Here is a 15651-nt window from a genome sequence, read left to right as displayed (position 1 = left end):
TATAACAACGCTTGTGCACTTTTGTATTTACTGAACTATGGCTTGTTCTTCCTTCTTCATAGCTCTAATGGATTGAGCTACTTTAACCATCATAGAACATTCTATCCTCTTGCGGAAGATTTTACAGCTGAACCCATGTGTTCCCTTAAGGGAACCCGTTGCATGTATTGTATTAGCTGGGCAACCGCCGCTACAGTAAAACTGTGCCCAACATTCCTGACATTCCGGTTTTGAATAGCAATTACTCTTCTTAAATTGAGACTGTATCTCTGTTTTTGTAATGCCATCCCAGATATTCCCCATACTATATTCTTCTTCCCCAACAAACTGATGACAAGGAAATATCTCCCCCCATGGGGTAATAGCAAGGTATTCAGTCCCAGAACCGCAACCAGAAATTCTCTTTTGAATACATGGACCTTCTGAAAGGTCAAGCATGTAATGATAGAAAGTAAAACCGCTTCCTTTTTCCTCACGGTTTAGCATTTCCTTCGAGAGAATTTCATATTGATTGTAAATTTCCAAAAGATCTTCTTCACCGAGCGCATGTGGTTCTCTTGGATTACAGATAACTGGTTCCATTGATATCTTATTAAAACCTAGATCAGCGATGTGATAAATATCATTGGTAAAATCGACATTATTATGGGTATAGGTTCCACGTACATAATATTCTTTATCTCCACGCTTCTCAACAAATTCCTGAAACTTTGGAACAATATGATTGTAGCTACCCTTCCCATTGACAGTTTTACGTAGATAATCATGAACTTTTTTTCTTCCATCAAGGCTTAATACAACATTGTGCATTTCCTGATTCAAGAAGTCAGTAATTTCATTATTAAGCAGCATACCATTTGTAGTAAAGGTAAAACGAAAAGTTTTTTTGTACTCTTTTTCTTTATTTCTTGCATAGGCGACAATCTGTTTGACAGTCTTCCACGCCATGAGTGGCTCCCCACCAAAAAAATCAACATCGAGATTTCGATGATTACCTGAGTTTTCTAATAGAAAATCGATGGCTCTTTTTCCAACTTCATAACTCATGATGGCTCTTTTTCCATTGTATTTTCCTTGGCTAGCAAAGCAGTATTCACACGACAGATTACATGTATGCGCGACATTAAGACAAAGAGCCTTCACATAAGTGGGACGATTTATCAAATCAATTGAAAGGTCCTTATAATCATCATCGGTAAAAAGCTTCCCATCTCTTTTTAGTTCTTCAATATCCGTAATTGTTTCTCGAATTTCCTTCTCGGAAACGTGGAAATCATATTTATACTTTTCCTGCATCATTGACAGGATTTCTTCCATAGGAGTATTCTCATATAGCATAATTATTTCATAAGCAAGATCGTCAACAACATGTACCGAACCGCTATAAGTATCTAATACGATATTGTATCCATTTAATTTATATTGATGAATCATACTGGATAATCAAACTCCTTTTTCATAAAGATTGCCCGCCCATATAAAATATAACTGCGTACAATACTACTTGTTTCCTATCTATTTATTGTATTTTCACACTTTTGATTTGCAACTCCACATGAAGTTTTACAAGCGGATTGACAAGATGTCTGACATGCACCACATCCACCATGTTTTATAGTATCTTGCAGTTTACAAGTGCTCAGTGTTATAATTCTTTTCATTATCTATAACCTCCTTCTTCAATTTTGGTGTATTAATTCTATTCATGCTTTTAAAAACACTTCGATTTTCCACCAAATATTACTAATACCTTTATATATTAACAAGCTACTTTTACTGTCTTTTCTTTTAACCATAATTTAAAATATCACGAGAATATCAAATATTATCTATTCAAAAGTTATATACTATAAAAGCTACATATAGACTAATGTTTGTTGTAATTATTTATATTTTCATAAATACGGTACGTGAAATTACAACATTTATCCTATAAAAAAATATGGACGTTTATAGCTTTCTGCTACAACTATAAAAAGTCAACCCCAATGGAATTGACCTTTTATAGACTGTGGCAACAGAAGGATGTCATAAAACTAGGATTTGATATTGTAGCGTTTCACTTGTGAAAAGTATAACATGATTAAACAAAAATAGATGTGTCGATCCTTGGAACATTAGTTATAACTTAATTTTTTGATTATGTATAGATATATATAATATTTAATGGGCCTATAGAATTCATCATACATCACTATCAATAATTAATGCTTTTTTAATAATAAAAAAGATGTCCAAAAAAATTCTATTTTTTTAGACATCCTTTTAATCTATTTTATTAATAATCCCGTAGGAGTAACTTGATATGTTTTTTTCTTACCCACAAATTCCTGTTTACTATTCTCAATATTTGTAAGTGTGGCACGTGTCTTTTCCTTTTGTGCTTCTCCCTCTATATGAGTAAACTCAATATAATCTCCTACTTTGACGGGAACGGTTTGGTTTTCAGCAGCTTGTTGTCTATTTCCTACAATTTCTTTATTATACAAAATATTGCCCGACGAGTTTTGAACTTTAATGCTTGCATACGTACTAGTAAAATAGGAATGGGGTATACCCGCTTCTAATTTAATCTGCATTTTTTCTGTTGCTTTGTTATACTCTACTTTTGCGATTTCTCGATCATTATATCCTTTTAAAGACCACGCAAATTGATTTCCATCTAAAACTGTTGTTTCTGGCATTTTCTCTACTTTCTTCAGGCCTTCTTTTGTAACTTCGTACATGGCTTTTTTTCCAAAACTCTCTTGTTTACTATTATCTACATTTGTGAGAGTAGCTCTATGCACACCTTCTAGATGTGTTAACTCTATATAGTCTCCTACCTTAACCGAAACTTTTTGCGATTCAGCATTTTGTTGTTTGTTTCCGTAAATATCCTTATTGTATACTACTTTCCCTGATGCATTTTGTACTTTAATACTCGCATATGTTTCATTAAAATAATGATGTGGTATGCCTGATTTTAAATCAACTTGCATTTCTTCTGTCGACTTATTGAAATTGATTTTAGCAAACTCAAAATCACTGATTCCTTTTAGCGACCATGCAAATTGATTTCCATCTAGAATTGTTGCTTCTGGCATTTTTTCTACTTTCTTCAGGCCTTCTTTTGTAACTTCGTATATGGCTTTTTTTCCAAAGCTCTCTTGTTTACTATTATCTACATTTGTGAGAGTAGCTCTATGCACACCTTCTAGATGTGTTAACTCTATATAGTCTCCTACCTTAACCGAAACTTTTTGCGATTCAGCATTTTGTTGTTTGTTTCCATAAATCTCTTTGTTATAGACCACTTTACCTGATGTGTTTTGCACTTTAATACTTGCATATGTACGATCAAAGTAGTTATGTGGTACACCTGCTTTTAAATCAATTTGCATTTCTTCTGTAGATTTATTTAAATTTACTTTTGCAAATTCAAAATCTCCAATCCCTTTCAGCGACCATGCAAACTGCTTTCCTTCTAAAATACTAGAAGAGTTCGGTATATCTGAATTAAAACCTAAGTTATCTAATATAGATTTTAGATCAGGTAAAACACCTATTCTATCATTCCACGGATCTTGAGATTTTGTTCCTGTATTTGGATTACTTAAGATATTTCTTAATTCGGCTGGTGTATAAGGAGAACCTCGATGTTCTTTAGCAATACCTTGAATCGAAGTTGCTGCTCCAGCAATAATTGGTGAAGCACTTGATGTTCCACTAAATGTTGATGTATATAAATTTGTAGTATTTTGACTTGGATTTGCTGATGTTGTATCAACATTCTCTCCCCATCCATATACATCTAATCGACTTCCATAATTTGAAAACCATAAACGTTTATGTGGAACAGTTGATGATCCCGCCCCAACCATAATAGCACCTGAATCCTTGAAGTCTGGACTATTTCGATTTAAAATCTTTTTTCCATTACGATCTTTAAAATTATCTAAGTCGTTTGAACCATTTGCGCCAGCTTCTATAATAATAATCCCTTTATCTGCACCAACACGAATTGCATCAAAAATATCTGGATGTACTTCTACAGGTAAATATTTATCCCCATACCCATCATACGAAGCTTGTGCCTCTAATAAAAGAATATCTCCCGCTTGTAAATTATGTACAGCACTTAAAATAGCATCCGCTGTATTATAAATTCCATTATCCCTGATCTGGGATATTACTTTTACATTTGCTTTTGGTGCAATTCCAATATTTCCAATTTGATTATCTTCAGATGAAACAATTCCTAATACAGAAGTCCCATGAGCTCTATGCTGGCTTATATTTTGTCCCGACATAAGCTTAATATTTTTATTAACTAAATCCTCATGGTTCAATAACCATCCATATTCCATATCCACAAAAGTTGTATCCTTCCCGTCACCACCTTTAATGCTCCAAGCATGCGAGGCATTAATTCCCTTTGGTGCCGCTTCAAGATATCCTTGATTTTTAAATCTAGGATCATCGTACGGATTAACAGATAAATTTGGTAACTGTATTTCAGGGGGTGTCAAAATTTGTTTTTCTTGTATATAAGCCTCCTCTACGAGAGGAGATGTTTCAAATTTTTTCAGTAATAATTCTATTTCTATGTTATTAGGAGCTTGTACAATATAATAATTTAATAAATTATTAGCTGATTCATTAGCAACTGATTTAGATTGTACTGATAACTTTTCAATCTCTATTGGATTTACAGATGAGAACAGACGATTCAAAGTAAGTTCTGTATTTTCGGAAAATAACTTCTTTAAATTGTTATCATAATCTCCATTTTTTATTCGTTTCTCAATACCATCTTCATAAGGTAAGTCAATTTGATTTTTAAACTTTACAATTAATCTTTCTTCCTGTGAATCTCTTTCTTTGTATGTGACATTATAAGATTCAGCGTAAACTTTATTATGAATATTATCATTTTTTAGGATTAGATCTGTTCCTACAAATGTGGTCATTGCAATTGATGAAATTAGAAACCCTTTGAATATGTTCATACTATACCCGCCAATCTATTTTCTGTTGAAAATTTTTTAATACGTATAATAGTTAAGATTTTTATATAATATATAAATTAATAATTTAAGTTTTGTAATGAAATCTATGACTTTATTACTAATCCCATAGAGGTAACCTGATATATTTTTTTCTTCCCTATATATTCCTGCTTACTATTCTCAAGATTAGTAAGTGTGGCGCGTGTCTTTTCCTTTTGTGTTTCTCCCTCTATATGAGTAAACTCAATACAATCCCCTACTTTGACGGGTACAGTTTGGCTCTCAGCAGCTTGTTGTCTATTTCCTATAATTTCTTTATTGTACAAAATATTACCGGATGAATTCTGGACTTTAATGCTTGCATACGTATCGGTAAAATAGGAATGTGGTATACCCACTTCTAATTTAATCTGCATTTTTTCTGTTGTTTTGTTATAGTCTACTTTTGCAATTTCTCTATCACTATATCCTTTTAGAGACCAAGTAAATTGATTTCCATCTAAAACTGTTGTTTCTGGCATTTTTTCTACTTTCTTCAGGCCTTCTTTTGTAACTTGATATCTTGCCGTTTTTCCAATGGTTTCATTTTTGTTATTTTCAATGTTAGTTAAAGTTGCTCGCGTTTTTTCCTTTGTTGCTTCTCCTTCTATATGGGTAAATTCAATGTAATCCCCTACCTTGACGGGCACAGTTTGGCTTTCAGCATTTTGTTGTTTATTTCCTACGATCTCTTTATTGTACAGAACGTTACCAGAAGAATTCTGGACCTTAATACTCGCATACGTACTAGCAAAATAGGAATGTGGTACACCTGCTTCTAGTTTTACCTTCATCTCTTCTACCGTTTTATCATAATCTACTTTTGCAATTTCTCTATCACTATATCCTTTTAATGACCATGCAAACTTGTTTCCTTCTAAAATTGTTGCTTCTGGCATTTTTTCTACTTTCTTCAGGCCTTCCTTTGTAACTTCGTATATGGCTTTTTTTCCAAAGCTCTCTTGTTTACTATTATCCACATTTGTAAGAGTAGCTCTATGTACACCTTCTAGATGTGTTAACTCTATATAATCGCCTACTTTAACTGGAACTTTTTGCGATTCAGCATTTTGCGGTTTGTTTCCATAAATCTCTTTGTTATAGACCACTTTACCTGATGTGTTTTGCACTTTAATACTTGCATATGTACTATCAAAGTAGTCATGTGGTACACCTGCTTTTAGATCAATTTGCATTTCTTCTGTTGATTTATTTAAATTTACTTTCGCAAATTCAAAATCTCCTATACCCTTCAGTGACCATGCAAATGTATCCCCTTCTAAAATGTTTAGAGATTCATTTTTGATTTGCACCTTTTTTTCCACAGTTTGATCAAATATATCCGTTAATACAATTTTTGCATAAGTATTTGTTGGTAATGATATAGATTGACTGATTCCATTTTGATAAGATTTAATATCATTAATTACGTTAATCGGTTGGCCCGTCATATTTTCATTATCATAAATTTCAATTTTCCCCTTAAATTGAGGTGTACTACTATCTTTTAGTTGCCAAGATATATTTAATTTTTCATTTTCATAATACATAGACTTTATATCATAATCTAGTTTTCCTATTTCAGGTTGGCTAGGTTGATTTAACGTGAATGTTTTTCCTGACCCAATAGTAGACTGCGTATTACCTCCTGCTTTGACCCATACATATTCTGAAGTAGATCCCCCATCATATTGATAAGTGTTATCATGCGTTCCAGAAATACTTTGATTATTCCAAGAACTCCATTGTTTATCAACTAACTTTCGGCTATAACCATTTTTCAGGCGCGCTTCTCGAACATTCTGTCCACTATCAGCCCAGTCCTCTTGAAACATTCCTAATCCATGATTAAATGCAACATTAGCAACCGGAAAGTCCATAATTGCAATTTGATGCCATTTATTCTTTGTTACATCTTTCATCCATTGTCCAAATTTAGTATGACCATTTTCTTGCCATGAACGCATTGTCATTGTGTACCAATTGTAGTCTTTCCAACCATAAGTTGTTTGAACCTTCATTCCTGTTCCTTCTCCTCCAAAGGGTCCAGCTTGGGAATTCGGAGATAAGTATTCGGCCTTTATTGCTTCTTTAGAGGAAATTGGATCCCATAAGGCAAAATGTAAGGTACGTTTTCCATTTTCATCAAACCCACTTTGTTGTTGAAAACCAGCATATCCTCCAGCTTCACCACCTGCATTCCAGTTGTGTACAGCCCAGTACGTATAAGGTGGTGTCTGAACTGGTGACCAGTCTATACTAATAATATCTGAGGCAGGTATATTTTGGGGACTCACATAAACTGCTGGAGCAGCTGAATGTGTTGCAGCTTTAGTGTGTAAAATAGACGTTCCAAACATAGAAATCATGCTACATGCTGCGGTCATTATAATAACTTTATTAAATCTTTTCTTCGTTTTCTGACTAATCACTAATCTACATCCTTTTCTAATTTTTATTATTGAATAATAACTTAGTAGAGAAATCTATCAAAATTCAAATAACATCCAGTAATTCTTTAAATTACTGGATGTTGTTCTATCTTCACATCTGATTCTTACATATTAATTGATTGTAATGGGTTTCCATAACGATAGTGCAAATATCCAATTCAGGTCACCATTTCCTTGATGACTTTGAACAGCTTCATACACTGTCCCTTGATGTTCTACTTTATCGCCCTTTGTATATGCCTTCTTTGGATCCCATTTTTCATAAGATACATTTTGATCTTTGGTTTTTACAAGAAGAATTTCACTTTGGATTGATGTATTTCCAGCTGCATCTACAGCCTTCACTGCATATTTATATTCCTTATTAGCTGTTAAGTTTTGATCAATAAATGTCGTTCCTTGTACAGTTTGAATCAATTGTCCATCGCGTAATACCTGATATTCTTTTACACCTACATTATCTGTAGAAGGGTTCCATTTTAGCTCTACACTGTTAGAAGTAAGGTTACTTGCATATAATCCTTGTGGCTGTGTTGGAGCTTCTGTGTCCGGTTTCGGATTAACAATTTGATTTACTTTCTTCAGTCCATCCTTTGTAACTTCGTAAATGGCTTTTTTTCCAAAGCTCTCTTGTTTACTATTATCTAAATTTGTGAGAGTAGCTCTATGCACACCTTCTAGATGTGTTAACTCAATATAATCTCCTACTTTGACTGAAACTTTTTGCGATTCAGCATTTTGTTGTTTATTTCCATAAATGTCTTTATTGTATACTACTTTTCCTGATGCATTTTGTACTTTAATACTCGAATATGTTTCATTAAAATAATGATGTGGTACGCCTGCTTTTAAGTCCACTTGCATTTCTTCTGTTGATTTATTGAAATTAATTTTAGCAAACTCGAAATCACCAATTCCTTTTAGTGACCATTCAAACTGGTTTCCTTCTAAAATATTGTTTACATTAGGCATATCTGGTTTAATTGGATTAGAATCCGTACCCTTCCAAATCTCTGCAGTTAAAATTGGATACCCTAATGCAGCCACTTTTTGAATCGTATCGTTATTTGGACGTAATCCCCACTTCTCAAAGAAAGGAATCAAATTTTGTTTTGCTGCCTTTGATGCTGAAATCATAAATAATTGTTTTTTCGTTTCATCAGTTTGTGGAATCTCATTTGAAGGCATGTCTCTATACAATTGATGCAATTTAGGATAGAAATCCTCTCCATACGCTAACTGTAGTTGCCAAAGCATAACAAGTTTAACAAAAACATCACTAATTTCGTCATAATTTTTATCCGTTTGTTCTAGATATTGAAAGGCTTTCGTATAAGTTCCGCTTTTTTCCAAATTTGATGGTTGATTAAATGCTTTTTCTACAGCGAGACTGTAAATATTATTTTGAACTTCGCCCATATTATAGAATCTCCAAGGAATCTGTTGTCTCAAATGTCCAGCTTCATGCCAAGGTCCCCATCCATCCGTAGTAAATTTATTGATATCTAATACATATTGAATGGCATCTCCTACATAAGCGGTTCGATAAGGATATGCATACATATAATAATCGGGAGAATGATTTTCTTCTACGTAATGAATATAGTGCTTATCTACTTGTTCCTCGGATAACCCAGCTACTTTGTCCTGAATTCGAGTAGCTTCATCCATCTTTTTTAAGAGTTGTACAGGATCTGTATTAGAACCCAACAAATATTTCTTAACACGTGCAGGGCTGGCCGTAATTAATACACGTTCGCCTTTTAACTCCACTGCATGTGCATTAGGATATTGGTCCAGCATGTTTATTAAATCTTGTTTCGTATGCTTTCCTAGTTCAAAGAAAGGCGTAGTCGTTCCACCTGTTGTAATTGTCGTTCGAATGCTACCTCCTTGCTGTTTATTATAAAAATAAATCAGCCCCCCATTTGGAGATTGGATTGTGTTTACACCAGGTTTTAATGTAAATGATTTTATCTTAGAATCTTCTCTCCAAGAAGCATCATACGAATACGTTCCAATGTATGCTTGAATATCTTGATTACCTTCTACATTAATCGTTATTTGTTCATTTGGCTTTGCATATAAACCCGTTGGTTCATATGGACTAAATGCCATACTTTTTCTCTCCTGTTGTTTCAGTACCTCAACATCCCCTTTTCCTGGGACTGTAAATGTTCTATTTTCTGATTTAACTGACTTTTCACTTTGCAGTGATGTCAATAAACTTTTTTGCTGTTGCGTTTCCTCTGCAAAGACATCTGATGAAGAAGCCATTCCAGAAGCAATTATAGTTAATGTTGCAGTAGCTACAAGTATTCTTTTAGTTTTATGCTTTGATTTATTCCCCATAGTATCTCCCTCTCATTTCCTTAATAAATTTAATAGTTTTGGTTTCTTTAGCATGTACTGACGTGCAAAAACAGTTCATGAACTTGTATTTATTACTTTTTTACATAGTCCTCCCTTATTCTATTTATAATTATATTTTGATATTATTTTATGACACATATTAATACAACTTTATAAAATATCAATCAATAATGAGCTTTTATGTTTTGATTTGGTATTCTTAACTATCTTATAAATCAAATAAATTATATAAAGGTAGTCATTTAGTGTGAATATTACTTTAAATTTAATTAATTACAGACTAATAATTCACAAAAAATTAATATTATGTAAAATGAAATAAAGGAAATATCTATAGGATTCATATATACATGGACACTGCTAAGTCATTTACTACCATCAGCATACTTCATTCCTTTTCTCTTACAGTTTGTGTTTGTAAGTTATTAGGAAATAAAAACGCTATCTTTTCCTAGGATTCCGTAGAAAAGATAGCGTAGTTTTTATACTTTATCAACCCCCTACTATTTTTAGAATAATAGAGGAACTTTTGTATTCAATGTTAGAAATATTATTTGTTTGTATTTAAAAATTCAAGAACTTTATTGAAAGTTTCTCGACCTGCTGGTGTATTCATTTTAAATTGAAATTCATGAGCCAACTCACCAGAAATATTTTTATCAAAGAAGAGTTTTTCTATAGGTACTCCTTTACTTTCTAACTCAGACGCTAATGCTTTGGCTTGATCTTCGAATGATGCAGTATTTCCATCTGTAATAAATGTTGGTGGATAATCTTTTGTAACGTGTTTAATGATAGAAGCAATTTCTATTTCAGGTAATGTTTCAAAATCCTTTTTCCCAAAGTAAGCCCAACCAGTGGTACGCATAAAATCTTGTACTTCTTTAGTTGTTTCCATTTTAGCTAATGCAGGCATATTATATGGACCACAAAATAGTAAAGTACCTTTAATTGTAGCAGGCTCAACAACAGGATCAATTTTAGTTAACCTTGTATAATTGACAGATGTTTGAATATTAACGAATTGTCCAGATATTTGTGCTCCAGCAGAATCTCCTGCAAAATAAACCTGTTCAAGTTTTAAATTATATTTCTTTGCATTTTCTTTTATATATTCATAAGCCTCACCAAGTTGGAATACTGGTGTAGGATATTTCATCTTAGGTGCAAGAGCATAATTTATATTTATCACTGCATACCCCTTAGCAGCCAATTCTACTGCATAACCAGTGATATCGGATTTATCCCCACCTACAAATCCACCCCCATGCACCCAAAAAATAACAGGTGTATTATCAGTATGGTTTTTCGGATAAATAATGTCTAACATACCATCGGGAAATTTAGAATTATAATTGATGTCCTTAACAATTTGTGTTTCTTTTAAAGCGTTTTGATAATTATCCGATTGAACAAACATTCCACCTTCAAATGCTTTTTTTATGAGAAACGCTTTTGGAGTAGGTGAAAGGTTCCAATAACTAACTCCTGCAATAATCAATCCGAAAACAATCAAAAGAAATATTAATATTCTTTTTTTCCATACCCCTTTATGATTTGACTGGTTTATTTTCATAAACACATACTCTCCATTCGTTTTTAGTAACTAACCATACAAAAAAATAAAACGTGAGTTATTATTTTTAAGATAAATATATTTTTGCTTCCTGATGTGTATTTGTATACAAAGGGTTATTTGTTCTTATTATGTACATGCTTGGTACTTTATATCTATTTGTTATTTCAAAATATCACCTTGATAGCGTTTAGATAGATTTCTTGCTCATAGATTTAAGAATTTTCACTATTCCAAAGGAAAAAATATAAGCGGATATTAACCACACATCTCTTAAATATGGAATGTCCCTAAAAAAACGAATCTATTTTAAAAATAGATTCGTTTTTTTACGTATAACATAAACTTTCAAGTTCTTTTGATTAAATTTTTTATAAAAAGAAAAGGTACATCCCAAATGAGAAGAATCCTACTTGTCCAAACATGTAGGGTATGGTACCCTTTGTCTCTGATATATCTCATTTATAGTTTGTTTAATTGACTATGTCTTTTAGAATACATAAAATATACTATTACCCCTATAAATAACCAAATACCGAAATAAACCCAAGTTTTTAAAGGAAGATTTACCATTAAAAATAAGCAAAATGTTATTGAAATAATCGGTAAGATTGGTACCAGTGGTACCATGAAACCACGTTTTAAATTTGGATGTGTTTTACGAAGAATAATAACTGACACACCAACCATCGCAAATGTTAATAACGCTCCAATATTTGCTAAATTCGATAGTTCTTTTAAATCGATAAATCCAGCAATTAAAGCACTACCAATACCTGTTAACCAAGTTGAGAATACGGGTGCTTCTGTCTTCTTATTAATTTTCGCAAACGATTTTGGTAATAAACCGTCACGACTCATCGCAAAGAATACACGTGTTGTTGCATAAATGTAAGCGAAAATTACAGCCATAATACCAATTACAGCTCCAACTGCGATTATACCCGCTACTTTATCTTGTCCTACAACTTCTAATACGTAGGCCATTGCTTCTGGTACATCTAATTCCTTATAAGAAACCATACCAGTCATAACAAGGCAAACTATAACATAAATAATTGTACAAATAACTAGCGAAGCAATAATACCAATCGGTAAATCACGTTGTGGATTTTTTACTTCTTCAGCAGACGTTGCTAACGCATCAAATCCTAAAAAGGCAAAAAATACTGCAGCTCCTCCGGCAAAGATTCCGCTTATACCATAAGGTGCAAACGGGATCCAGTTTTCTGGTTTTACGTAAAATATACCAACTGAAATGAATAAAACAACAATACCAATTTTTATTAATACCATTGCGTTATTCACTCGCTTACTTTCTTTCGTGCCTTTTGATAATAACCAAGTTAATACCAAAGTAATGATTACTGCTGGTAAGTTAACGATTCCACCTTGTGTTGGAATTGTTAAAAGTGATCTTGGTATCTCAATCCCAAATCCGTTTACTAAGTTGTGAAAATAGCCTGTCCATCCACCCGCTACTGCGGCAGTTGTAACTATATATACAGACAATAAAGTCCATCCCATTAAGTGGGCTACAAACTCACCAATCGTCGCATATGAATAGGTGTATACACTACCCGAGACTGGAAGAGCAGATGCGATTTCCGCATAACATAGGGCTGCAAACCCACAAACAATTGCGGCAATCATAAATGAAAAAATAACTGCTGGACCCGCATCTCTTGCGGCTACTAATCCAGTTAATACAAGTACTCCTGTACCAATTATTGCACCTATCCCTAGCATGGTAAGGTCAAATGCGCCCAATGTTTTTGTCAAAGTCTTACTTTCACTATCTTGCAACAATTTCCTTACTGATTTTTTCCTAAATAAGTTGGCCATAACACACGCCTCCATTTATTTAAAAAGGAGCTAAGATATCGTCTCCTAGCTCCCCTTAAGTAAATAATTTTATTTTATAAGATTATTCAATCGTTATTTTACCTCATTGGCAACAAAGAAATGCTCACATACACTTGAAATACGTTTTAAATCCACATTGCCACCTGAAATAACCGCTACTACTTTTTTACCCTGTACATATTTATCAACTTTTCCTGCAAGAAGAGCGGCTGTGGCTAATGCTCCCGCGCCTTCTACGACAGCTTTTCCGCGTTGCATTAAGTCTTTCATTGCTACTTCTAATTCTTCTTCCGATACAGTTACAATTTCATCTACTAGGTTTTTTACAATTTCAAAGGTTAAATTTCCAGGTATTTTTACTGCACAACCATCCGCTATTGTTGGTGCTTGATAGTGTTCCAAAATTCTCCCCGCATCATAAGAAGCTTTCATTCCATGAACATTATCAGCTTGAACCCCAATAATATTAATGGAGGGATTAAATGATTTCAGTGCTACAGCAATTCCTGAAATAATTCCTCCTCCACCAATAGGTACAATAACAGTATCAACATCCCACATATCATCCAGAATATCTAACCCAATTGTCCCTTGACCAGCCATTACTTCTACATCATCATATGGATGTAGGTATGTTTCCCCTGTTTCTTTTATAATCTCTTCACATTTCGCTTTTGCATCATCAAACGTATCACCGTATAAAATAACTTCCGAACCATATCCTCTAGTCGCATCCACTTTAGCTTGCGGTGCAGAGGTTGGCATCACAATTTTACTTTTGATTCCAAGTAAATGAGAAGATAATGCGACACCTTGTGCATGATTTCCAGCTGAGCAGGCGATTACACCACGTTCTTTTTCTTCATTTGTAAGTTGAGAAATTTTATTAAATGCACCACGAAACTTGAATGAACCTGTTAACTGCATGTTTTCCAACTTTAAATAAATTTCTCCACCGGTTTTACTAGTTAAATAGAAAGATTTAACCAAAGGTGTTTTTCGAGCATTTACATCAAGAATTTCTTTGGCTTTTTTAATGTCAGTGATATCTAACAATACGTTTTTGGTAATCATACTAACACTTCTTTCAATTGTTTAAAGTCCAAACCTAGCGTCATACCTAAATTTTCGTAGGTAATAATACCTTTATATACATTTATCCCAGATGCTAATGATGATTTATTTTGAATTGCAATTTCTAATCCATCTTTAGAAATTGCTAGTAAATACTCAATATTTCCATTTGCCAACGCCATAGTTGAAGTACGTGGGGTGGCACCAGGCATATTTGGTACTGCATAATGAATTACGTCATGTTTAATAAATACAGGATTATCATGAGTTGTATAATGATCAATAGTTTCTACTGTACCACCTTGATCTATTGCGATATCCACAATGACACTTCCTGGCTTCATAGATTGAACCATATACTCTTTAACAATTTTAGGAGGGCGAGATCCTGGTATTAAAATTGTTGAAATAAATAAATCTGCTTCTTTAATCGTTCGTTCTAGATTTTCAGTATTAGATTCAATTATATTTACTTCTTCTGTTGCGTATTGCTTTCTTAAATATGCAATTCTTTCTTGATTAACCTCTAGGATTGTAACACTACATCCAATTCCAAGTGCCATATCACAGGCATTAGTTGCAGCATTCCCTCCACCTAGGATTACAACTTTTCCGGCTGGGATTCCCTCAATACCTGATAATAAAATCCCTTCTCCTTGATGTTGTTTCTCTAAATAATATGCTCCCATAAATACCGCACGTCTTCCAGCAATTGCACTCATAGGTTTTAATAATGCTAAATTTCCATCCTCACTAATAGTTTCACCAGCAATCGCAGTAGTTCCAGCTTTTCTCATCGCTTCTACACACTCTTTCGACGCAGCCAGATGTAAAAAGCCCCATACAATTAGATCCTTTTTAAAGTAATGGTATTCTGCAGGTAGTGGTTCTTTTACCTTTACTACCATATCAACATCCCATGCCTGGCCTTGATTTACTATGCTTGCTCCTGCATTTATATATTCATCATTTGTATAACCAGAACCTAATCCAGCATCTTTTTGTACTAAAACTTCATTTCCAGCTGAAACTAATTTTTGAACATTTTCTGGAGTCATCCCTACACGAGCTTCCCCTTTTTTTATCTCTTTCACTACACCAATTTTCATATCTACACATCCTTTTTTAGAGTGAGTTATAAATTAAATTAATTATTGTCAGATAAATATAAGATTCGAAATATTCACCCTTACAATATTTTTCAAATATAATTTAATTTATAACATTGGATTGCACCTACAAGATAACATTAGTAAAAATAAGAGGTCAACAATTTTGT

9 protein-coding genes are annotated in these 15651 nt (G+C 33.3%); all 9 read right to left on the bottom strand.

Translation table 11 applies throughout. The annotated features are described in order from the left end of the window. Window positions 1-27 precede the first annotated feature (27 nt). The 9 genes from scfB to ald all read right to left on the bottom strand — a co-directional run bounded on the left by scfB (window position 28) and on the right by ald (window position 15481). Window positions 28-1434: a thioether cross-link-forming SCIFF peptide maturase gene (gene scfB, locus ACTFN4_RS26280; protein ID WP_439963019.1), complete on the bottom strand. Its 1407-nt coding sequence runs from the start codon at window positions 1432-1434 to the stop codon at window positions 28-30. 77 nt (window positions 1435-1511) lie between these two features. Next, window positions 1512-1661, bottom strand: a complete 150-nt coding sequence (gene scfA / locus ACTFN4_RS26275) for a six-cysteine ranthipeptide SCIFF (RefSeq protein WP_000821352.1) — start codon at window positions 1659-1661, stop codon at window positions 1512-1514. 609 nt (window positions 1662-2270) lie between these two features. Further along, complete coding sequence (locus ACTFN4_RS26270) at window positions 2271-4991, bottom strand: putative mucin/carbohydrate-binding domain-containing protein (RefSeq protein WP_439963018.1); 2721 nt, start codon at window positions 4989-4991, stop codon at window positions 2271-2273. A 104-nt stretch (window positions 4992-5095) separates the two neighbouring features. Further along, window positions 5096-7462 (bottom strand): putative mucin/carbohydrate-binding domain-containing protein, encoded by a 2367-nt coding sequence (locus ACTFN4_RS26265; protein WP_439963017.1) that lies wholly within the window; start codon window positions 7460-7462, stop codon window positions 5096-5098. Between the two features lie 132 nt (window positions 7463-7594). Further along, a complete protein-coding gene (locus ACTFN4_RS26260) occupies window positions 7595-9835 on the bottom strand; it encodes a M60 family metallopeptidase (protein WP_439963016.1) in 2241 nt (746 codons plus the stop codon). A 571-nt stretch (window positions 9836-10406) separates the two neighbouring features. Further along, window positions 10407-11432, bottom strand: coding sequence for an alpha/beta hydrolase (locus tag ACTFN4_RS26255; RefSeq protein ID WP_439963015.1), 1026 nt, complete (start codon window positions 11430-11432; stop codon window positions 10407-10409). A 462-nt stretch (window positions 11433-11894) separates the two neighbouring features. Beyond that, window positions 11895-13277 (bottom strand): amino acid permease, encoded by a 1383-nt coding sequence (locus tag ACTFN4_RS26250; protein ID WP_439963014.1) that lies wholly within the window; start codon window positions 13275-13277, stop codon window positions 11895-11897. Window positions 13278-13370: 93 nt separating this feature from the next. Then, window positions 13371-14372: a bifunctional threonine ammonia-lyase/L-serine ammonia-lyase TdcB gene (gene tdcB / locus ACTFN4_RS26245; protein WP_439963013.1), complete on the bottom strand. Its 1002-nt coding sequence runs from the start codon at window positions 14370-14372 to the stop codon at window positions 13371-13373. Then, window positions 14369-15481 (bottom strand): alanine dehydrogenase, encoded by a 1113-nt coding sequence (gene ald, locus ACTFN4_RS26240; protein ID WP_439963012.1) that lies wholly within the window; start codon window positions 15479-15481, stop codon window positions 14369-14371. The genes tdcB and ald overlap by 4 nt, the downstream gene beginning before the upstream one ends. Window positions 15482-15651: the final 170 nt, after the last annotated feature.

This window comes from Bacillus cereus group sp. MYBK95-2 (assembly GCF_051915225.1).
Taxonomy (GTDB): domain Bacteria; phylum Bacillota; class Bacilli; order Bacillales; family Bacillaceae_G; genus Bacillus_A; species Bacillus_A cereus.
This window is presented reverse-complemented; position numbering and strand designations above follow the sequence as displayed.